General features: G+C 52.7%; 20 protein-coding genes and 2 tRNA genes. 6 read left to right on the top strand and 16 right to left on the bottom strand.

Going from position 1 to position 21,835, the window contains the following annotated elements; genetic code table 11:
• Positions 1-113: 113 nt before the first annotated feature.
• A complete protein-coding gene (locus tag AYI96_RS07905) occupies positions 114-800 on the top strand; it encodes a transposase (RefSeq protein ID WP_144361362.1) in 687 nt (228 codons plus the stop codon).
• 273 nt (positions 801-1,073) lie between these two features.
• On the opposite strand, the gene AYI96_RS07900 is transcribed toward AYI96_RS07905, so the two are convergent.
• The 7 genes from AYI96_RS07900 to dnaQ form a co-directional block, all read right to left on the bottom strand.
• The gene (locus AYI96_RS07900; RefSeq protein ID WP_144361361.1) at positions 1,074-2,114 is read right to left on the bottom strand and encodes a helix-turn-helix transcriptional regulator; all 1,041 of its coding nucleotides are present in this window, start codon (positions 2,112-2,114) and stop codon (positions 1,074-1,076) included.
• Positions 2,101-3,105 (bottom strand): hypothetical protein, encoded by a 1,005-nt coding sequence (locus AYI96_RS07895; RefSeq protein ID WP_144361360.1) that lies wholly within the window; start codon positions 3,103-3,105, stop codon positions 2,101-2,103. The genes AYI96_RS07900 and AYI96_RS07895 overlap by 14 nt, the downstream gene beginning before the upstream one ends.
• 79 nt (positions 3,106-3,184) lie before the next feature.
• Positions 3,185-4,099, bottom strand: coding sequence for a hypothetical protein (locus tag AYI96_RS07890; protein ID WP_144361359.1), 915 nt, complete (start codon positions 4,097-4,099; stop codon positions 3,185-3,187).
• 317 nt (positions 4,100-4,416) lie between these two features.
• Positions 4,417-4,493: transfer RNA gene (locus tag AYI96_RS07885), tRNA-Asp, on the bottom strand.
• 51 nt (positions 4,494-4,544) lie between these two features.
• A tRNA-Asp gene (locus tag AYI96_RS07880) sits at positions 4,545-4,621 on the bottom strand.
• 101 nt (positions 4,622-4,722) lie between these two features.
• Entirely contained in the window at positions 4,723-6,015 is a 1,293-nt protein-coding gene (locus tag AYI96_RS07875) for a TIGR03503 family protein (RefSeq protein WP_409928940.1), read from the bottom strand.
• 35 nt (positions 6,016-6,050) lie between these two features.
• Positions 6,051-6,797: a DNA polymerase III subunit epsilon gene (gene dnaQ, locus AYI96_RS07870; protein WP_039033209.1), complete on the bottom strand. Its 747-nt coding sequence runs from the start codon at positions 6,795-6,797 to the stop codon at positions 6,051-6,053.
• 72 nt (positions 6,798-6,869) lie between these two features.
• Between dnaQ and rnhA the strand changes: the two genes are divergently transcribed.
• Entirely contained in the window at positions 6,870-7,346 is a 477-nt protein-coding gene (rnhA, locus tag AYI96_RS07865) for a ribonuclease HI (protein WP_071476599.1), read from the top strand.
• Here rnhA and AYI96_RS07860 read toward each other — a convergent pair.
• Both AYI96_RS07860 and AYI96_RS07855 read right to left on the bottom strand, forming a co-directional pair.
• On the bottom strand, positions 7,343-8,257 hold the full coding sequence (locus AYI96_RS07860; RefSeq protein ID WP_144361357.1) for a LysR substrate-binding domain-containing protein: 915 nt from the start codon (positions 8,255-8,257) through the stop codon (positions 7,343-7,345). The two genes, rnhA and AYI96_RS07860, sit on opposite strands and share 4 nt — an antisense overlap.
• A gap of 5 nt (positions 8,258-8,262) precedes the next feature.
• The gene (locus tag AYI96_RS07855; protein ID WP_039033212.1) at positions 8,263-9,006 is read right to left on the bottom strand and encodes a class I SAM-dependent methyltransferase; all 744 of its coding nucleotides are present in this window, start codon (positions 9,004-9,006) and stop codon (positions 8,263-8,265) included.
• Between the two features lie 116 nt (positions 9,007-9,122).
• On the opposite strand from AYI96_RS07855, the gene gloB reads away from it, so the two are divergent.
• The 3 genes from gloB to AYI96_RS07840 all read left to right on the top strand — a co-directional run bounded on the left by gloB (position 9,123) and on the right by AYI96_RS07840 (position 13,457).
• Positions 9,123-9,935, top strand: coding sequence for a hydroxyacylglutathione hydrolase (gene gloB / locus AYI96_RS07850; RefSeq protein WP_039033213.1), 813 nt, complete (start codon positions 9,123-9,125; stop codon positions 9,933-9,935).
• A 253-nt stretch (positions 9,936-10,188) separates the two neighbouring features.
• Positions 10,189-11,742 (top strand): LysM peptidoglycan-binding domain-containing protein, encoded by a 1,554-nt coding sequence (locus AYI96_RS07845; protein ID WP_234501033.1) that lies wholly within the window; start codon positions 10,189-10,191, stop codon positions 11,740-11,742.
• A 164-nt stretch (positions 11,743-11,906) separates the two neighbouring features.
• Positions 11,907-13,457 (top strand): methyl-accepting chemotaxis protein, encoded by a 1,551-nt coding sequence (locus AYI96_RS07840; RefSeq protein WP_144361355.1) that lies wholly within the window; start codon positions 11,907-11,909, stop codon positions 13,455-13,457.
• A gap of 191 nt (positions 13,458-13,648) precedes the next feature.
• Here the strand turns inward: AYI96_RS07840 and rnd are convergent, their stop codons facing one another.
• The 7 genes from rnd to tsaB all read right to left on the bottom strand — a co-directional run bounded on the left by rnd (position 13,649) and on the right by tsaB (position 20,364).
• Entirely contained in the window at positions 13,649-14,758 is a 1,110-nt protein-coding gene (gene rnd / locus AYI96_RS07835; protein WP_071476600.1) for a ribonuclease D, read from the bottom strand.
• 71 nt (positions 14,759-14,829) lie between these two features.
• Positions 14,830-16,503, bottom strand: a complete 1,674-nt coding sequence (fadD, locus tag AYI96_RS07830) for a long-chain-fatty-acid--CoA ligase FadD (protein WP_039033214.1) — start codon at positions 16,501-16,503, stop codon at positions 14,830-14,832.
• Positions 16,504-16,707: 204 nt separating this feature from the next.
• Complete coding sequence (locus tag AYI96_RS07825; RefSeq protein ID WP_039033215.1) at positions 16,708-17,601, bottom strand: alpha/beta fold hydrolase; 894 nt, start codon at positions 17,599-17,601, stop codon at positions 16,708-16,710.
• 21 nt (positions 17,602-17,622) lie between these two features.
• Entirely contained in the window at positions 17,623-18,468 is an 846-nt protein-coding gene (locus AYI96_RS07820) for a class I SAM-dependent methyltransferase (RefSeq protein ID WP_144361354.1), read from the bottom strand.
• Positions 18,469-18,594: 126 nt separating this feature from the next.
• The gene (locus AYI96_RS07815; protein ID WP_144361353.1) at positions 18,595-19,299 is read right to left on the bottom strand and encodes a M50 family metallopeptidase; all 705 of its coding nucleotides are present in this window, start codon (positions 19,297-19,299) and stop codon (positions 18,595-18,597) included.
• Entirely contained in the window at positions 19,286-19,588 is a 303-nt protein-coding gene (locus AYI96_RS07810) for a hypothetical protein (protein ID WP_144361352.1), read from the bottom strand. Before AYI96_RS07810 ends, AYI96_RS07815 begins: the two co-directional genes overlap by 14 nt.
• Positions 19,589-19,647: 59 nt before the next feature.
• Positions 19,648-20,364 (bottom strand): tRNA (adenosine(37)-N6)-threonylcarbamoyltransferase complex dimerization subunit type 1 TsaB, encoded by a 717-nt coding sequence (gene tsaB, locus AYI96_RS07805; RefSeq protein WP_144361351.1) that lies wholly within the window; start codon positions 20,362-20,364, stop codon positions 19,648-19,650.
• A gap of 169 nt (positions 20,365-20,533) precedes the next feature.
• Between tsaB and AYI96_RS07800 the strand changes: the two genes are divergently transcribed.
• Positions 20,534-21,829 carry a hypothetical protein gene (locus AYI96_RS07800; protein ID WP_144361350.1) on the top strand — a complete coding sequence of 432 codons (1,296 nt, stop codon included), beginning with the start codon at positions 20,534-20,536 and terminating at the stop codon, positions 21,827-21,829.
• Positions 21,830-21,835 lie beyond the last annotated feature (6 nt).

Below are 21,835 nucleotides of genomic sequence, written 5' to 3'. Positions count from 1 at the left end.
TAGACATAATGATTCCCTGTGCAGGTGTCGGCCTCCGTGTTTTCTCGTGGATTAGTTAAACCAGAGCCACACTGTTTGTTGATCCAATAGGCAAACAATCACAGGAGGCCGACATGTCTAAAGCTAACACACTTTTTATCGGGTTGGACGTACACAAGGAGACCACTGACGTGGCCTGGGTTTCTGATAAGTCTGCTGAGACCGTGCATTACCATGGCACAATCCCAACCAACCTGCGTTCATTCGATAAACTCATTAAGAATCAAACAGCCAAGACCAGTAAGCTCTGTGTTATCTATGAGGCTGGTCCCTGTGGCTTCTGGCTCTATCGTCATCTGTTGCGCCGTGGCATTGAATGTTGGGTGGTAGCGCCGGCACTCATCCCCAAAGCTCCGGGCGACCGGGTCAAAACCGATAAACGCGATGCCATGACATTGGCCAGGTTAGCGCGTAGCGGCGATTTGCACTCTATTTATGTTCCGGATGAGCGGGATGAAGCTATCCGCGACCTTATCCGCTGTCGGGAAGGTGCCATGCTCGATTTGCGCCAGGCACGGCAACGGCTGAAATCCTTTCTGCTGCGTCATGGTCATCCCTGCACTGGTCGGCAAAACTGGACCGAGGCCTATCGACGCCACCTGGCTGATATCAGCTTTCCTCAAAGTGCTACTAAAATCACCTTTCAGCATTACATTAATATCGTTACCGAGCGCTATGAGCGCTTGCAACGGCTGGAATTGGAACTGCAAAGCCTGGCAGAAAGCTGGCGTTGGTACTCAGCAGGCTTGGCTTGCGACTGACCAGCAGTCCACCCACTCCCGCCTGATGTTGTTTGACCAGATGCGCGCCTATGTAACAACCCAGATCGCCCACCCCTATCACCAGGATCTGCGGCGCATTAATTGTGGTGGCGAGATTATCCGCGGATAAAAATACCGGCTCGGTATCCGTTAAAGTCGATTGAGGCATAAGGTGCTCCACACAATGAACAAGGACGAAAAGCGACTTCCGCCTGTTGTTGTGCAAAGCTTTGCGTCAACTTGTGTCGCAGAAAAACGGCCATCAAACATTTTTTACAGCGTTGTCATTTTGTAGGCCATCAGCGCCTTCTCAAGGGACGCAATCATACTTGCTCTCAGTGGCTCGGGGGATATCACTTCGATATTGGCCCCCTGCCCTTTAAGCCACCATTTAAGCTGCCAGCCATCAAATACCGTGGCGGAGAGGCGCCAGCGACCATCCTCAAGGGGCGTGAGAGTTTGATCGTCACTGAGCGGCGTTTCGTTGAGATAGAATTGCAACTGCGGTTGAATATTGGCTTCGAGGTGAATACGGCCACCATCAGAAAACTGCATGGCACCGGAATCGAGGTATTCACTCAACGAAAAATTCGCTGGCCGCGGGTAGCGCTCAAAACTGCGTTCAACCTGCTTAAATCTGTGTATGGCAAAGAGTTTTGGCGCACTGGGTTGAGCGCGGCGTTCACTGCCTAACGCCCTTTTTGTATCGCTGCGGTCCTGGTCTGCTTCACTAGCCACCAGATACAGTACCCGACCGCGCAGCACCAGCGCCAAAGGGACAAGCAGGTAGGTTTTGGCTTCCGCCTTTTGGGTTGCCTGATAACTGGCCTCAATGCAGTGGTCAGCAAGCAGTGCTTCCTGAATAACCGTAAGCAGCGAATCGGCAACTTCCGGCGATTGATATACGTTGTCCCCCGAGTAGCAGGCTATTTTATTGCTGTACGGGACTTTTGCCTTGGCAAGCAGCGCCTTCGCCTCGGCGGATTTATCCAAAAGCCCTTGCTTCATCTGCTTGGGCATCACGGCCAGCATGGGCTCAAACAGCATCAGAGTCAGGGCTTCCGCCTGTGTCATCGGCTTTGGAGGCTCACGGCGATGCCAAAGAAACTTACGGCCATCTTGTGTTGAGAGTGCCAAATTGCGCTGCGCCAACGCATTCAGATCCCGCTGCACTGTGCGCGTTTGCGCTTCAATACCCATGGCGCCAAGCTTGGCAATCAAGCCGGCAACATCCACACCGTTGCCCTTTTCGGGCAACAATTGCCACAAGCAAAGCATTCTGTTCGCCGTATCGCCGGCTTTATTCGATGACATGACTCACCTCATCCCTGTGCTGAAATGCCGCTGGAAACAAGCGCTGAAAGTACTCAAGATATTCTGATTTATCAAGATATTCATCCCAATGTAGGTCGGGATCGTGCATTGCATCAAACAGCGTCACAATCTGCTTAAGCTCATCGTCAGCGAGCTTGGCAACATCGCACAGATACAAGAGTTCTTCGCCGCTAAAGGCCAGCAGATGCCGTTTGATAAAGCCCGCACCATCCCGTGTGACCTGATGTTTGAGCAGCAAGCGCCTTAAGTACAACTCATACTCCTCGTTGGTTTTAGGCTGATACTGACTTTGCAGCGCAAGCCCTTGCAGCAAGCCGCTTTGCGGAAAAAAGTGCATCACCAGCCTTGCCGCCAGCATCAGCGGCAAAAAGTCTTTTGCAAATGCCTTATTCGGCATCTGCGAGCGTGATGGCTTTTTAGGAAGTGTTAAGCTGCTTTGATGTTGCTTGGTCAAAAACCACGGCGTTGCTAATAAGAGCCGCGGATCGCCTGAGTACCTTTTGCAACGCTTTTCGGTGCGTCGCCAATGCTTGTCGAGCAGCGCTTCGGCATGAAAGAGCAGTTCAGCCGGATTAAAATCTGCCCCTTTATCTTCGCAAAGCCAGCTCAGCAGACTTTGGCGCCCTTCAACAAAGCGTTTCCACCATGGATAAAAAGGCGAGTCTTTGCTGATACTCTCTTTACCTCTTCGAGTGCTGCAAAGCATCAGAATTTCTCGCGCCCCCTGGCAAGGCGGATTGTCCCAGCACTCAAATACCGTCCGGCCAAGCGCAGTGACATCCCAAAAGTCGCCCCAGGGATTGTAGTCTTCATCCCTAAGCCAGTCGGCGAGTTCAGCCAAATCGACGCACTCCTGCACCCACAGGCTTTCGTGATTGCGATAGGCAGTTTCAAGCCTGCCAACCCTGTGCTTAGCCAGCAGATAGTCGCGCAATGCCGTAGCATACTGTGATGAGGTTTTTGACCGCATTTTCTCTTCCTTCTGAAAGTTTGCCATAGCGAATTCGCCAAGCTGCTTATGGGGGCTGCTTATGGGGAATGAATTGTGATTACCGGCTCAAGGCACGTTGTGAAAGCATCTCAAATGCCTCCCTTAAGGCCTGCTCACCATAGTGCGGAGGATGCAAAACCATTTGCCCTTCTAACGCAGTGAGGTAAGCCTGACTGACCGCACTGATTTCGCTCACATTGGCTAAGGAAGTTTGCAGTAAATAAAGCAGATGCTCCGGCAACAAGGACGCCGCATTGTCGGCTAAAAAGGCCGCGCCCTTTACGCGATAGCAAAGCTGCAGCAGCCAACGCTGCAGTCGGTATTCCAGCGCGAGAAAATCCACCACATAGTGAGGCGAGGCAACGGCAAAACGTTGGAGAGTGCTGCTTTCTGGCGCCCAGGTAAGCAGCAGAGCGCAGGCAAACAGCCGGTGACGAAACTCATGCCAGCAAGAATCCAGGAATATATCTCGATTTTTGCCATACTCCTTATCGCCAAGTTCCCAACCACTGTTGACACCCAGGCAATTAAGCATGGTGACACAGAAATGGGCACGCAGAAGATGGCGCTCCAGCAGAGCGGTCGCCTCGGCAAGCAAGGCCGTATGATTAAGCCCTTGCTGACCGATGTAAGCCGCGATCCCGAGCGGGAATTGACTCGCCTCATCAAGCTGAAACGACAGTGTGGGATATTCGGGTAAATCTCCTGCAAGATCTTCTGAAAGATGGTGCCAAAGGGCCCGTTGTCTTTCACTCAGCGGTTTTTCAAAACAAGTGATAAAGAGCCTGGCCCACAGCACTCGATTATCCAGAGCGGAGTCAGGTTGCTTCTTGAATCGTTCGATAATGGCAACCCAATCATTGCTGAACTCAAACCAGTAATGCGGAAACTCTGGGTCTGCCTTCTCAACCGCATCGAACCCTTCGGTGACGAAGCGATAGACAAACCCCTGCTCCAAACATAAACCGCACATAGCCTGCTCCTTATTCATTTTACGGATTAAGTATACATGCCTATGCGTCAACATGTGTCGCAATAAACTAGCTTGATGACAAGGTACTCGAAATATCTTGTTCACATTTCAAAGGAAGGCAATGCGACCGGCGCAAAACTGGCAAAATCGCTGATGTTGAAAGAGGCAAGCGCTAAGGAAATGACACTCGGCCAAAACTGGGATTGGGTCACCGAATGGTCACGAATTGGTCACGGTCACAAACCGCGACATGAGGAAGTGGAAAGCGTAAAAATCAAAAAGCCCAAGCTATTTAAAAGCTTAGGCTTGATGAATGTTGGCGGAGCGGACGGGACTCGAACCCGCGACCCCCGGCGTGACAGGCCGGTATTCTAACCAACTGAACTACCGCTCCAAAATTCTGCTTTATCACCTGGGCAATAAAGTTTTAACTGGCTGACTTGATTGGCGGAGCGGACGGGACTCGAACCCGCGACCCCCGGCGTGACAGGCCGGTATTCTAACCAACTGAACTACCGCTCCACTCAAGTTGCCGGGAATAATACGTAGAGCCTATGCCAGCGTCAACAACTTTTTCTTTAATCGGCTCTCAAGCAGCCAAAAAAACAGCAAACTACTAATAATCAAAGTGTTCTGTTTGATTTTTGTTCATCTTCATCCGGCAAGGTCAAATCGATCTCCGGTAAAGTATCAACCTCAGGCCTGGACTGCTGCTGTTCCAGCATTTGGGCCTCAGCCACAGCCAAGGCCTGTTTCAAACTCTGGCGCTTGCGCCAAAACAGAATGGCGCCGACCCCAAACAGCAGTAGCAAAACGTTACCGCCTATGATCAGGTAAAGGGCATTTTCTTTGGCTGCCGCCTCTTCTTTGGCTGCTATTACTGCAGCCCTGGCGGCCATCTCTTCGGCGCTCGGTGGCGGCTTGGGAGGCTCAACGAAATTGAAGAAACGCTCCGGCAGGCTCAATACCAGTTCCCTTCCCTGTTTATCTGTACTGAAGACAGTACCCTTGATGCGGTAACTGCCAAAATCACTCACTTGGGGCAACACAAGCTGTGTGCTACCTTCCTTGGGCTGACGTACAGTAAGCGGTAATTGCAACCCGGCCGGTCCCAAGAGTTCAATATCAAAATAGGTTTCCTCAAGGCGCAGAATATCAGGGTTGGCCCTCAGCATTAGGCCCCAGGGCTGAGTCAGAGGATCGTCCGGCTCCAGCACCTTGATATCCACAGGACTAGGCTCCAGCCTAAATGCCTGTTTAAACTCCCGTTCAAACACATCGTTTTGCACATTGACCTGCAGGGTGTAATCCCCCCAGGGCTGGTCGAGGTTAATGTTTGCAGTGAAAGTGCCATCATCAGGCCTTTCATCCAGCGCTTCACCATTATCCTGATAACTGCCGACAATCAGGGTACCGGCAGCAAAGTTTTCATCTCCAGGTTGATGGGAAGAGGCAAAACGCGCGGTCCATCTCAATAGATATTCAAGCCCAGGCAGCCGCATTCTCAGCGAATCACCGGTGAGATGGGCGGTCAATTTAAGCCGCTCACCTTGATAAAGAGGTTGAGGCAGCTCATCCACCTCAATACCCAACTCTGACACCCGGGTAATTTGCGAGCCGGGCACGACTTTACCAATGAGCTGCCAAGGGCCGGGCACAGGGTTTTCCACCGAAATCATGTCGCCTGTAACCCCATCGGTCCACTTGACATTCTCCGGGTGGCGCGAGGCATACCATTTACTGCCATCGGGCAAGACCACCACCACAGGGGCGGAGCCGTATTCCCGCTGCACCAGCAGTACGATTCTGTCGACCATATGATCGATCCGAAAACGATTCTTAAGCTCTGAAGCCTGTTCCTTGGGGACAATCTCGGCAGCTGTCGCCCCCCCGAAGCCAAGCAGCAGACACGCCATGAGGCCCAGCGCTGGTCTCAATCCCATTATTTGCTTCAATCCATAGGTTGTGGCTCGTCGCGCCAGAGGCACTTGCCTGATTTTGCAACTAAATCGAGCCTTTGCTCATGCATATTCAGTTCATCGGCCGATGCGGCGATCACTTTAAGTTTTGCGCGATTGGTATCGAGACGCATGATGCCACCGGCTTCCTGCCCTGCTTGATCGCTGGAAAGGTTGAACTTGGTCTGGCCACCTGTCATCGCCAGATATACATCGGCAAGGATCTCGGCATCGAGCAAAGCGCCGTGATATTCACGACGGGAGTTGTCTATATGGTAGCGCTTACACAGGGCGTCCAGATTGTTCTTTTGCCCCGGGTGTAAAAACTTGGCAATGGCCAGGGAGTCGAGGATCTGACAAATATCCGCCGTCACCGGCCCCCTGGGATTGGTCATGGAAAACTCATGATCCATAAAGCTCACGTCAAACGAGGCGTTGTGCGCAACAATCTCAGCCCCTTGAATAAAGGCGATAAAGTCGGCGGCAATTTCATGGAATCTTGGCTCGTTGGCCACTCTCTCATTGGTAATACCATGAACCGCAATCGCTTCTTCATCAATGGGTTGGCCAGGGTTGATGTATTGGTGGAAAGTGCGACCTGTCAGGCGGCGGTTAATCACTTCCACGCAACCTATCTCAATGATCCTGTGGCCCTGATAGACGGGGCCTGCGCCCTGGTTCATACCTGTGGTTTCGGTATCAAGAATGATCTGCCGACTGGCATTCGATATGATATTCATCTATTTTTTGCAGCTTCCTGAGTGAATTTACGGGTATACTCGCCCGCATTTGCCGGATATGGTAACAACTTGATGAGCGAACTGAAACAGATCCAGATATACACCGATGGCTCTTGCCTGGGCAACCCCGGCCCCGGCGGCTATGGTGTCGTCATGCGTTATAAACAACATACCAAAGAACTCTCCGGTGGCTTTGCCCTGACAACCAACAACCGCATGGAGTTGCTGGCCCCCATTATCGCGCTGGAAAGCCTGAAAGAGCCTTGTAAAATCGTGCTGACCAGCGACAGCCAATATATGCGCCAGGGGATCACCCAATGGATCCACGGCTGGAAGAAAAAAGGCTGGGTCACTTCCAACAAGACGCCGGTGAAAAATGTCGATCTCTGGCAGCGGCTGGATAAGGCCACGCAACAACACCAGATAGACTGGCGCTGGGTCAAGGGCCACGCCGGACACCCGGAGAACGAGCGTTGCGATGCCCTGGCCCGCGAAGCCGCCGAGGCCAACCCTGCCACAATCGATAAGGGTTATCAGGCCAGCCTCTAAATCCTTTTGTCCGCGACTGTCTTGAGTTTCAAAAATTTGCCGCAAAAGTCGATAAAGGCCTGCGCCAATGGCGTCAGGCTGTGGCTCTTGTGGCGAATAAGGTAAAACGGCCGCTCAAGCGCCAGCCCCTCCACCTCAACCAACGCCAGTTCTCTACGGGCCAGCTCTTTATCCAGTGTCAGCTCGGACAAAACTCCGAGCCCGGCGCCCTGCTTCACCGCCTGTTTGATGGCATCGGGAGTTGGAAAACAGAAACGGGCCTCTGGCTGCAGGTCAAGGCGGTTGGCAGCATCGACAAAGTACTCCCGGGTGCCTGAGCCCTCTTCTCTTAATACCCAGGAGAGCCCCTTGAGCTCGCTTGGCGAGACCTTGCTTCCCGCCAGCGGATGCGCCGGATGGCAGAATACCTTGAGACAGTCCTGATGCCAGGGCAATACGGCGATACGACTATCGAGGCAGTAACCTTCAATGAAGCCCAACTCGGCGCGAAACTCGGCCACATCGCGAATAACCTTGCGGGTATTGTCTATCGCCAAGTCGACCTGAGTCTGAAGATGTTGCTGGCTGAATGCCACCGCCGCCTTGGCCAGCAGAAAATTACCTATGGTAGAGCTGGCGCTGACATTCAACATACCGGCCAATTCGTGATTATTCGGGGTAAACGCCTGCTCTATGCGCTCGATGCGCTGCAGTACATCGCTGGCCAGAGGCAGCAGTAGGCTGCCTTGAGAGTTAAGTTGCAAGCGGTTGCCTATACGCTCGAATAAGCGGGTATCGAGCTGCTTTTCAAGTTCCGACAACGCCATAGATGTGGCCGGCGCGGAGAGGTTAACCCGCTCGGCCGCTTTAACTACCTGACCACTGCGAGCCACGGCTTCAAAAATCATCAACTGTTTCAGGGTAATACGCATTAAAATTATTGCTCTTCTTTAGTGTCGCGCTCCAATTGTCTGCCGGAGAATCCCGGCGTCGGCGTGGGTTGCCAACCTGGGATCCGCTGGCGGCGTTTATCCCCCAAGGGGGTTAACGGCGAATCCAGCTTGCGGGCCACCAACAGATACAGAGAGCCGGTACCCGGCAGCCATTTTTGCTGCCAATGATGCCATATTTTCAACGGCGCGGATTCGCTGAGCAGCGAATGGTATAAGAGCCGCTCGTCATGCACCACCTGATACCCCAGGAGCCCGAGCCAATCTTTAATCCTGGCCGGCATAAAGAAATGGCCGCTCCAGGGTAAGGCCTGCTGAAATCTGGGCAGCAACTTGCCAAAAAAGGCACAGCTGAAGGGGTTAATTCCTACTATAAAAAGATAGCCGCCGCTGACCAGCACCCTGTCGGCTTCACGCAAAATCCGGTAAGGGTTTGCCTCAAACTCCAGCACCAGGTTCATCACTACTGCATCTATGCTGGCCGGCGCCAACGGTAGCGAGGCAAAATCGGCAACTATCGAAGCACCTTTATCAGGGAAGAGGGAGAACTGATGCCAGACCGGACAGTTTTTGATCTCGAGTTCGCGGCTTAAGGCACCCAGGCGCAACAGATGATAACCAAACACCCTGGGCCACCAATAGGCCAGTTTGCTTTCCAGTTCACGTTTGATAGTCTCACCGGCGGGCAAACTATCCCAGGAACTGGGTCTGGACTCAGACGAGAGAGGCATAGATACTCCGGTTAAGCCATTCTAGCCTCAGCTTAATAACGAATCCCCTATACAAGCAAGTATGAGGCTCAGTAAAATTGAAACTGATCCCGCCGACTTAAAGGAGCCTTGAGCTTATGTCCAACGTCCATATCACCCATCCCCAGCCTCAGATAACGCCCATAGCCGCCTTCGATGACAACTATATCTGGGCCATAGTGGCGCCCCAAGGTGATAGTTGTTGGGTGGTCGACCCGGGTGATGCCGTGCCGGTATTGGCTTTTTTGGCGCGAAATAACCTGACTTTAGCCGGAGTACTGATAACTCACCACCACAGCGACCATACCGGTGGCATTCCGGCATTGACGGAAACTTTTGACTCGCTCCCGGTTTACGGACCAGCCAATCCGGCCATCAAAGGCATTACCCAGCCACTAACAGAGGAAGGTGAATATCGGCTTGAGCCAGGGCAAGGTAGATTTGCTCTTGAATGCCGGGTATTTAAGGTTCCCGGGCACACGCTGGATCATATCGCTTATTTGATTGACGATGCGCTGTTTTGCGGCGATACCCTATTCTGCGCCGGCTGCGGTCGCCTGTTTGAAGGCAGCGCCGAGCAGATGTACCATTCTTTGAGTCAGTTTGCTGCCCTCGATGACAGCACCAAGGTGTATTGCACCCATGAGTATACTCTGGCCAATCTGCGTTTTGCCAAAGCCGTTGAGCCGGACAACCAGGCACTGGCTGACTACCAACTTGCCGCCGAAGCGCTGCGCGAGCAGCAAGAGCCTACACTCCCCTCCACTATTGGTCGTGAAAAGGCCATCAACCCCTTTATGCGCTGCCAAAAGAACACTCTGCAGAGCAGGCTCGAATCCCACAGCGGTCAGCCCTGCCATGATCCCGTGAGCCGCTTTGCAGTTCTCAGGCAATGGAAAGACAATTTCTGAAAACCGGGTTACAATAAGCCGCTTTTTTGTGTCGTTATTATGACAACGCTCAGCCAAGATATATTTATCTAATTGTTTTAAATAACAATACTTGGCTTTCAGTAACGGCGCTTCTTTTTCACCACGGAAACCAAACCAGGGTAAAAGTATCACCCAAGGTACAATCCCGGGCCAAGGGACCAGGCCTATCCCGGGTTTCCGTTTGATGTGCGTTTGCCTGTCTGTTCAGGCCATCATTCGAGGATTGCTGTTTTTGAAGCAAATCAGATTTTTTATATTGGCGGGGAGCCTCTCCCTGCTTGGCGGCTGTCAGCTGCTGTCTCAAGCGCCGGAGTCTACTGCCAAAACGCCGGTTAAGGCCACCCCGGCTCCGATCATTACTCAGGCTCCACAAGTCATCAGCGAGCCGGAAGTTGTTGTCACTGACGTGTGGCAGCGGATCCGCAACCAACTCAATATGTCGGTTCCCGATGAGAAGCTGGTGCGCCAATACCGTCAATGGTACATAGATAATCCAAGACACCTGGAGCAGATCTCTGAACGGGCTGCTCCCTTTATGTATTTGATCGTCGAGCAGATAGAAGAGCGCAAACTGCCGATGGAGCTGGCACTGCTGCCGATAGTGGAAAGTGCCTTCGATCCTTTCGCCTACTCCCATGGTGCCGCCTCAGGATTATGGCAGTTTACCTCGCCCATGGCGCTGCATTTTGGCCTGGAGATCAACTGGTGGTATGACGGACGCCGCGACGTTCCGGCAGCCACAACCGCAGCGCTGAATATGATGGAATACCTCTACGACAAGACCGGCGAGAACTGGCTCTATGCCATAGCTGCATATAACACAGGCGAAGGTCGGGTGTTGAATGCGGTCAAGCGCAACCGCCAAAAGGGACAGCCTACCGACTTCTGGTCGCTGTCGCTGCCCAAGGAAACCGAGCGTTATGTTCCGCAATTGCTGGCACTGGCAGATGTCGTCAAAAATGCCGATAAATATGGTATCCAACTGACACCGATCGCCAACGAACAGAAGTTGGAAGTGGTCGATGTCGGCAGCCAGATAGACTTGGCCCTGGCAGCGCGCCTTGCCGGTATGGAAGTCAATGAACTGCAACAGTTCAACCCAGGCTTCAATCGCTGGGCCACAGCGCCGGAAGGGCCACACAAGCTGGTACTGCCGCTGGACAAAGCCAAAGAGTTTGAAATCGCCCTGGCCAGTACAGCGCCAAGCGAGCGCCTCAACTGGCTCAGATACAAGATCCGCAAGGGTGACTCTCTTGGAGTAATAGCCAAGAAGCATCATACCAGTATCGATGTTATTCGTTCGGTCAACGGCATTAGTGGCAACAATATTGTCGCTGGCAAGCACCTGTTGATCCCGGTCGCCCTCAAGGACGCATCGGCCTACCCGCTCTCCAAGGAGCAACGCCTGGGTCAGAATAAGTCCGGCAAGAGCAAACGCAGCTACCTGGTCAAGTCCGGTGATTCCCTGTGGCAGATAGCCAAGGATAATGGCGTCAGTGTCAACGAGCTGGTGAAATGGAACGGGATCTCGACCAAAACGCCGCTGCGTCCCGGCAAACAACTGACCATCTGGACTAAAGCTTCCGGCAAATCCCAGAGTGCCAACGCCGTAATGCGCACCGTGAAGTATAAGGTTCGCTCCGGTGATTCGTTGGCAAGAATCGCCAGCAAGTTCAATGTCAGTGTGAATGATCTGCTGGAATGGAACCAGCTCAAAGCCAGTAAGTACCTGCAACCCGGACAGATGTTGACCCTATTCGTGGACGTGACCCGGGTCAAGACCTGATAAAAACTCCTACTCAAGCGGCACCCAAGGTGCCGCTTATGATCCTGTTCAAACTTTTGCAAGTTATTATATTACAATCATAATCCATTCGTGCCCTGTCACAAATTTGACACTTCTCTTTGTTGATAATCGTCCGCTGTATTAATCCAGCTTAAACAAACACGATGAACAGAGATTTGCCCATTACCGACATTGAAACACCTGTGACGGAAGATGCCCGCATTCTATCCACCACAGATCTCAAAGGGCGCATCACCCATATCAATCAAGAATTTATTGATCTTTGCGGCTTTTCTCGTGAGGAACTCTTGGGGCATGGTCACAACATAGTGCGCCATCCTCATATGCCCAAGGCGGCGTTTGCCGATCTCTGGCATCAAGTCAAAAATGGCAACAGCTGGATGGGCTTGGTTAAAAATCGCCGCAAAGACGGCGGTCACTACTGGGTCAACGCCTACGTCACCCCGATTCGCCGCAAGGGTAAAATAGTTGAGTATCAATCAGTACGTACCAAGGCGAGCCCTGAGCTTATCGCCAGAGCCGAAAACTGCTACCAGGCCATCAATCAAGGAAAATCGATACTGCCACGCTTTCGAATAGGGCTAACGGCAAAGCTAGCGCTCTGTTGGGGCGCATCACTGCTATCCCTGGTGACCCTGCCCTGGCTAAGCGGTCTCTGGCTACTTGTGCCGGTCAGCGCAGCGGCAACTTTGATGGGCTGGAGTCTTTTCAGGCTCAAACAAAGGTTAAATAATGTCAGTCAACTCAGCCGCGGAGTACAGAATAATCCACTGATGCAGGCTATTTACTGCAACAGCACAGATGAACTCGCCGAGCTGGAATTGAGTTTGAGAATGCAGCAGGCCGAGATATTCGCCATCACAGGACGGATAAAAGACAGCGGTGAGATCCTCGATAACAGTTTAAGTGCCCATCAGGCCGCCGTCGATGCCAACTACCGCGAACTGGCACAGCAAACCGGCGCCCTGAAACAGCAAGGTGATGCCATCAACGAGCTCAGAGGTGCCGTGACCGAGATTGCTGATACATCAGCCGAAACGGCCAACGAGGTGACTGAACTTGAACAAAGCAACCGCCACACTCTAGAAGCTCTGGTCGCCAGCCGCGCCGCCAACAGCGAAGTCACCGCTCTGCTTGCGAAGGTTGAAGCACAGTTGCTGGCATTGGACAAACGCTGCAGTAGTATAAACACTGTGCTGGAAGTGATTGAACAACTTTCTGATCAAACCAATCTGCTGGCGCTCAATGCGGCTATCGAAGCGGCCCGAGCCGGTGAAGCCGGGCGCGGATTTGCCGTAGTGGCCGATGAGGTACGTAACCTTGCAATGCGCTCCGCTGAATCCGCCGGTGAAATACATCAAATTATTGCCGAGCTCAGTCTGCAAAGTCGCCAGACAGTGACCGAGATGGAGCGCAGCCAGCAACTGACCAAAGAAAGTCTGCAACTGGAGCAAAAGTTGGCGCAACGGTTGGACGAAGCCACCAGTGCACTGGGCCGAATTGCCGCCCATAGCCAGCAAATAGCCGTTGCCACCGAGCAGCAAGCCTGTGTGGTAGAACAGTTACACCGCCATTCAGAACAGTTACAACAGGGCGTTGGCTGTTTAACCGATAACAGTGAAGCCGCAAGCCATCACGGAAAGGAACTCACCAGGCAAAGCGAACGTCAAAAAGAGCTCATCGCCCAGTTTTGACAACAAAGCAACGGCGTTATTTTTCCAGGTAGGCGCCATTTGCCAAAGCGTGTAAAAACACCTGTGTTTATCTATGGCATTCCCCTCATGGAAACCGCGCTAAAACATACAACGCGGCTCCCTGAAGGGAATGCCAAAAATTTACCAGTCAAGTGTATCTAAGTACCAAAGTAATATAAGTCAAACCTGGATCAGAGAGCCAATTTCGCCAATTTATCAGCTACAAGTTGGCCGCGCCATCCCAGCAACACCAAGGGAGTGGGTCCCTGTTTACCGTCCCATATCCACTCAAGATATTCATGAATATGGCGCTTGGAGCCAAGCAACTCCATAGGCACACTTTCGGATTCTGCAACCTCGCTCAAGCACTGCTTAATGCTCTTGAAAGCGCTCTTGTACCCTGGTTTGAGCGCCAGCACATCCAAGGGCTCAGGTAGATTACTCATATCCGCCTTGGCCATAACCTTGAGCACGTCTTTGGCGTAGAGACGCTTTTCATGATCCGTCAGCTCTTTCATGGCAAGCACGTCATTGATCCCTCTGGGCTGACGTTTGGCCAAACCGATAAGGGCATGATCTTTCATGACAAAACCCAGCGCCATATCCTTTGCCAACGCCTTACGCAAACGCCAGGCCGCCAGTACCTTGAGCACAGCCAATTGGGGTGTACTCAACTGAAAGGCGTTCTTGACCCTAAGATAGGCCGTGTCTTCATCCGGCGGATCCAGACGCCCTTCGGTCATGCGTTGACTCTCTTCCAATGCCCACTCAATCCTGCCCTGCTGCTGCAGTTTCTGCTGCAACTGGGGATAGAGTTGGTAAAGATAATAGACATCATTGGCGGCGTAGCTGAGCTGCGCCTCTGATAACGGCCTTTTTAGCCAGTCAGTACGGGACTCGCCCTTGTCAAGCTCCACTCCCAGACATTCATGTACCAGCTTGGCATAACCCAGGCCATGACCCAGGCCGGCAATGGCCGCCGCCAATTGGCTGTCAAACAAAGGCTTGGGCTGGCACAAGCCCTGGCGGGCAAACACTTCCAAGTCTTCACTGCAGGAGTGCAACAACTTGGTGATTTTCTCATCGGTCAACAAGGCCCAGAAGCCCGACAGATCCGAGATGGCCAAAGGGTCTATCAGCGCCAGAGTCTTGCCGTCATAGGCCTGAATAAGCCCTAAACAAGCATAATAAGTGCGGGTGCGTACAAATTCGGTATCCAGCACCAGCAGTTCAGCCTCACGGTATTGAGCTACCAACTGTGCCAGGGTGGCGTCATCTTTTACATACAGGTAATCTTGCAACTTCAACTCCCATCCTGCGCGAGTTTCCAGGTCTCGGAAACACAAGAGCCGGCTGGCGCCGGCTCTCTATATTATGCAGATTTGGCCTCATCTCTGAGTTCTCTGCGCAGGATCTTTCCTACATTGGTTTTCGGCAATTCGTCCCTGAATTCTATCAGCTTCGGCACCTTATATCCTGTTAAATGATGGCGGCAGTGTTTGATAAGCTCTTTCTCGGTCAAAGATTTGTCTTTTGCAACCACAAAAATCTTCACCAGTTCACCACTGACCTCATGTGGCACACCCACGGCGGCTACTTCAACCACCTTGGGATGCAAGGCCACCACCTCTTCCACTTCATTGGGGAAAACGTTGAAGCCGGAAACCAGGATCATGTCCTTCTTGCGATCGACAATATAGAAAAAGCCTTTTTCATCCATATAGCCGATATCGCCTGTGGCCAGCCAACCATCCTTGTCGATCACCTTGGCCGTTTCTTCCGGACGTTGCCAGTAGCCAAGCATCACCTGAGGCCCTTTGGCAAAAAGTTCGCCCGTCTCCCCCTGAGGCAACACCTGACCATCATCGCTACGCACTTGAATTTGTGTCGAGGGCGCAGGCAAGCCGATAGAGCCGTTGTAACCGGCCAAATCATAAGGGCAGCAAGCAACCAGAGGTGAAGCTTCGGTCAGGCCATAGCCTTCGAGCAAGCGGGTCTTGGTGATGTTCTGCCATTTGTCGGCCACGGCGCGCTGCACCGCCATACCGCCACCAATCGAGAGTTTGAGGCGGGAGAAGTCCAAAGCAGCAAACTCTTCACTGTTGACCAGGGCGTTAAACAAGGTGTTTACCCCAGTGAGAGCAGTGAAAGGTGTTTTCTTGAGTTCGGCCACAAATCCCGGGATATCCCTGGGATTAGTGATCAGTAAGTTGTTGGCGCCTTTATGCAGGAACAGCAAACAGTTCACAGTTAAGGCGAAAATATGATAAAGCGGCAAGGCGGTTACCACAAACTCCTTGCCGTCGTTGAGCAAAGGGGCATAGGCACCGTTGGCCTGCAATACGTTGGCAACTATGTTGCCATGGCTGAGCATGGCCCCCTTGGAAACACCTGTAGTACCACCGGTATACTGCAAAAAGGCGATATCGTCACTCTTGACCACAGGCTTGACGTATTGCGCCTTTTTACCCGCCCGAAGCGCACGACGCATGGATATGGCGTGTGGCAATGAGTATTTGGGCACCAGGCGCTTAATATACTTCACCACAAAATTAACCAGGGTACCCTTTGGGGTACTCAAAAGATCGCCAAGCCCAGTGATAATCACGTTTTTGACCGGAGTTTGATCGACCACTTGCTCCAGCGTGCTGGCAAAATTGGACACTACCACTATCGCCTTGGCGCCAGAATCGACCAACTGATGCTTGAGTTCTCTCGGGGTATAGAGCGGATTGACATTGACCACAACCATGCCTGCTCGCAACACACCAAACAGAGCGATGGGGTATTGCAGCAGGTTTGGCATCATGATCGCCACCCGATCGCCCTTCTGCAATTTGAGATCATTTTGCAAATAGGCGGCAAAGGCACGACTGCGCTCTTCCAGTTTTCGGTACGTCAGGGTTGCGCCCATATTAACGAAGGCGGGTTGATCGGCGTAGGTATTGACCGCTGATTCCAACATCTCCAGCAAGGAAGCATAGCGGCTGGTATCAATTTCGGCAGGCACGTCGGCAGGCAAACTGTTAATCCAGGGCTGGTCCACAAATCTCTCCTAAAATTCCGTCTTCAGCGGAAACGACTCTCTCTGTCGTTAAAGCCCGCAGCGTCTGCGGGCAAAGCACTGAGTATTTTTATAAAGTTCTTATTAAGGCCTTGGGCCTCGACTCTTGGTAGTTAACTTTCGCGCCGCAAAAATCATACGGGCGTTTAAAATTTTGATCATCATCACATAAAAGCTTTTATTTGCCTAGTCCCCCGGATTGGATTTTCTACCTTGGAGAAATCCGGCCAGAGTTTGCGCTACCTCATCGGCATTCTCCATATGCAGATGGTGATCCCCTTGGAGTTGCACTACTTGCAACTCGCTGTACCAGGCGCGGGCCTGGGGTAAACTCTGCACCAATCCGGGAAATCCTTGCTCACCCGTGATAAGCAAGCTGGGGATGGCTATTCCCTGCATCAGGGATGCTACCTGCTCAAAACAAAGTCGCATCGGCGAGTCGAGCCTTAGCCTTGGGTCGCTGCGCCATCTGGCGCCGTATGCATCAATTTGCATATTGCGCGTCACCAATAATCTGGACCAAGGCTCGGCCAGTCCGGTCAACTGCACTCTGGCTTTGATGGCCGGTTCAATACTGTCATAAACCACTTGGCTACGTTTGCTGCCGAGCATACGCTTATGGGCAGCAAAGCTCTTTCTCAGCCTGGGTTTAGCCTGCTCCACCGCCTCATAAAGAGGTGCAAAGGCTTCAATCAACAGTAACTTATCGACACGCTCAGGAAACGCTGCGGCATAAGCACTGGCGACAATCCCTCCCAGCGAGTGCCCCAACAAAGTGACTGGCGCATCACCGGCCAAGCTGCCCAGCAGCAGCTCAAGATCATACAGATAATCAATCCAGTGCAGCGGATAACGCCCTGGCCTGTGATCCGATAAACCATGTCCCGGCCAGTCGATGGCAAGAATACGATAATCATTCATCAGCTTCTCGGCCAAAGGGGCAAAGCTGTTACTGTTATCCAGCCATCCATGCAATGCCAGTAACAGCGGCTTATCCTCCGCTCCCCAGCATTGTGCCGCCAGCGTGAGGTGCGGCAGCGGGAGCTTCAGTGCTTTTACGGGGGCGGAAGGTTGCCACATAATGCCTCTGTTGTCAGTGTATCAGTTCGCTTTTTTGATAAATTTGAGTGTCATACGGTCACTTTCTCCTATCTTGAGATAAGTGTCCCTGTCCTGCTCACCCAATCGCAATGTCGGCGGTAAGGTCCAAACGCCTTTAGGGTAATCCTTACTGTCCTTGGCATTGGCATTGATCTCACTGCTGGCTTCCAAGGTGAAGCCGACCTTTTCTGCCAGTGCTATCATCTCATCCTGCATCATGTAACCGCTGTCAGGGCCATTACCGGCTTTGCCCCTGTGCTCAACCACTCCAAAGACGCCGCCATCTTTAAGCACATTAAAGGCAGCCTGAAACACGGTTTGCAGTTGCCCCTGACTGGCCCAGTTATGCAGGTTTCTGAACGTCAGTACCGTATCGGCGCTGGCATCTTCTCCCAGTTTTACCTGTGCTGGAGGATCCAAAACCACCTGTTTGATTTTGCCGAGCTCTTTGGGGTGAGCTTGCAGCCATTCAAGATAACGCTTGCCCGCTTTGGCCCGATAACGGCTGCCCTGGGTGTCCTCTTGCGGCTCTGTGTTAAAACCGGCGGCAATATACTGCCCCTTATCCGCCAACATGGGCGCCAGGATTTCTGTGTACCAACCGCCGCCGGGCCAGAGTTCAATCACGGTTTGCTCCGCCGTGATCCCGAAAAAAGCCAGCGTCTGTTCTGGATGACGATATTGGTCGCGCTCGACATTGGCTTCCCGGCGAAAGTCACTGTTAACCGCCTCCAGCAACGCCTGTTCGCCGGCCTGCGCCGCACCGCTGCCAAGCAGCATGCCAGCCAATAGCCACGCCTTGCCAAGCGGCGTTGCCAGCTTACGATTGAATTGCTTGTATTCCATTTCCCTTCTCCTTTGAATCTGGACTTATGCTGCGGCAACAGACCCGCCGACACGACTTTTTGGCACGCACTGGTGCCAAATAAGATTGGAGTTCAAGCTAACAGTGAGCGGCAGACTTGCCAAGGATCAGTTTGATTTTCCATCTATGCGGCGCCAGCAAAGCAGCAGCGCCAATAAGCCGGAAGCGAACCACAGCAATACCCAGACGAACGCAGGCACCCAACTGTGCTCGGCCAACAATACCGCATCCCCCCTGTCGTCCAGCCCCAGCAACACGGCAGGGCTGGCGAGCGCATTGAGCATCACCATCAAGGCCACCAGGCGCAGGCTACCGCTGAGCAGTCGGTTGCCGCTAAATTTCAACGGCAGCAGAAACAATACACTCAGACTAATGAGAATACTCAGGGTAAGTAAGTCCCGCCCCCACAGCAGTATGGTGAGCAGCACCAAGGCGCCGATAAAGGCAAAACTTACACGGATCCCCCGCGGCCAAGTGGCCAGGTGGTAAAGCAGGCAGCCCCAAAAGGCCGCGCCCAAATAACCACTGAAGCCGATAAGGAGCGGCCAACCGCCCTGACTGAAACAGAAACCGGCGCCATTCGGAAAGAGTTGGATATGGCTGACAATCCCGCCGCTCAACAGCGTTGCCAGCGCATGGGACAACTCATGAAAATAGCTTTCCAGCCATTTAAAAGGCACTGAGACATAGGGCAAATGAGTCAACATCAAGGCCAGCAAGAGTTCCAGCAGAAACTGGCCTCTTCCCGGTAATTGCGCAGAATGGCAAGGTTTTACAAACGCGTTATCGGCGGGGCTATCAGGCGTAGACATCTATGCCCACCATGGCTGAGATAGCGTCACGCTGCGCGGCGTGTTGAGTATGGAGATAGAGGGCGATTGCGTCTGAATGACCGGCAGTTTCCCGCTTCAGTTGCCCTCTTTGCTGGTATTTGTCATTAAGGGCTTGGCTGTCAAACTCGAGCAACTGTCTGGATGGGCTGACAAGGATTTCATTTTGAGTCTCAACGGTTTGCTGGGCACGCTCCGGAGGTCTATTGCCGGCTACCGCCTGCGACAGACTTTGAACTGCACCCGGATGTCCCGTCTGCTTGATCATCATGATACTGCTTTGCTCTCCGTTTGCCCCAAGCCCATGAGGCAGTTAACCCGCCTGAAGCCCTATTCCCTTCCCGGCAGTTTTTTCCAGGCAACTGTATCTCGCAAGTACACAGGCGCCAGCTCATCGACCGAGGTGGCCTGTCCTTGTTGCCAGCCAAGGCTTGCCAAAGCAAGCATAGCACTGGCTTGAGGATATTTCACCGCATCAAGCAAGGTCAAGTTCTCGGCATGTTGTAACAGTGCCGGGTAGGCGTCAAACCCTGTGCCACAGCAATACACCTTATCCGCATTGGCAAAGGGCGAGGTCATTGTCTCAGGGGCGCTCACTTGCTCTATGCCCACCAGTTTGGCCAGGCCGGATTCCTGTTCAAACGCCGCCCAATAGATTTCGCCCATGCGGGCATCTATGGCACAAATCACCTGCTGCGCACCATGTTCGGTTATCGCTTGCTGCGCCATGGCGGCCAAGGTAGAGATACCGATTACAGGTACATCCAGCCCCAGCGCCAGCCCTTGAGTCATAGAGGTGCAGATGCGGATACCGGTGAAACTGCCTGGCCCTCGGCCATAGGCGATAAGGCCGATATCCCGCATCTTGAGCCCGGATTGGCTCAGCAAGTTCTCTATCATAGGCAGCAATCTTTGGCTATGTTCACGGGGAGCATCGACAGATTCGGCAATACTGCCACCTTGCCATGCCAGCGCCGCTGAGCAGAGTTCGGTACAGGTATCCAGAGCCAGAATAACAGGAGAATTGGCAAGTGTAGTCGATGTCATGGTTTAAACCTTGATAAGCGAAGGTATAGCCTTCGGCGAGTTAATAGCGGCGGGATCATACCATCAAATACGCCGAAACCAAGCCCGGATCTGCCCTTGTGATCCTTATCATGGACAATGAGAACAGTTCTCAACTAATATAGAGTCCCCTTTTCGGTTAGCGTCTGTTATGTCCAGCCTCTCTCAGTCTTCCAATGAAACCGCAGTTTCGCGGTTGAAACGTGCCTTTGTCGCCGGTATTTGGGCCACGCTCATCAGCATAGCAATCGGGTTTTCCTTTAAAGTCTGGCTCGCAAGCTGGGTTCCCAAGGCGGATCTGGCTATCTACCACACGGTTATCGATATCATCTCGTTGTCACTGATCCTGATGACAGGCTTTCGCTCGTCTATGGTGGTGTCTTACAGCCAGACCCGCAACGACAGGGATATCATCAATATTTTCCGCTATGTGCTGATCCTTGTAGTGCTGCTGACCTGGGGCATCATACTGCCCTATATCAAGCACAAACTCGCCATAGATGTGGAGTACCTGCAACTGGTGGGCATTATAGTCAGCATGGGGCTCAAGGTGTACTTTACCAACCTGGTTGCCATGTATCGTCTCTATGAAATCAGCAACAAGGTAACCTGGATGGAGCCGCTGTCTTTGGTGCTGGCCTTTGCCATCTGTTACTACGGGCTGAGTATGGCGCCGCTGGGGGCACTCTTTTACGCCACGACGCTATCGTCTCTGATTATCGCGGCCTTTATGTATCTGAGAAGGCGGCGTCAAATCGCCACCGCGCCGCTCGCCAAGGTCAATCTGGAGCCGGCGCTGAAAAGTTTTATGAAGCGCAGTGTCACCGCCTCGCTCGAGGCAGGCTCCAGCATTCTGATGATCTATATTACCGTACTGCTGACCATACGTTATTTCAGCGTCGAAGAGCTGGGGGATTTCCAAGTGGTGGTCAGGCCGGTATTTACCTATATGACCTTGCTGTTTGTATTCCCCATCTACCGCTTCGTATTGCCGGAATTGGCGGTATGTGTTCGCGCCCGGGACAATGAACAGATCCGCGCCATCAAACACTGGCTCTACAAGCTGGCGCTGATTGTCAGCATCAGTTTCTTTGTTGTCATGCTGCTGGGCGGCGAGAGCCTGTTCAGAATGCTGTTTCCGCCCCAGTATCACGGCGCCGTCCCGGTACTGTTGCACTATGCCATTTTCTTCATCTTTCTGATGCTCAACGGTTATCAACTGGCCTATATCAAGGCCGAAGGCTACTTCAATGCCAGTTTGCTGATCCGCCTGGCCGGCATCATTACTCTAATAGGCGCTTTCTTCCTGCTCAGGCAATTGACGGCCAATGTGGTGGCGGTGATCCTCGCTCTCGGCTGCGGTTACTTGATGATGTACCTGATAGGTGCTCTGGTGGAGCGCCATATCCGCCGCAGTAAAGCACAGGCTTCAGCGGCCGTTTCCTAAGGAAGG

It is taken from the genome of Shewanella sp. MSW, assembly GCF_007636515.1.
Lineage (GTDB): Bacteria > Pseudomonadota > Gammaproteobacteria > Enterobacterales > Shewanellaceae > Shewanella > Shewanella indica.
The sequence above is the reverse complement of the archived record's forward strand: the minus strand, read 5'-3'. Positions and strand labels throughout refer to the sequence as shown.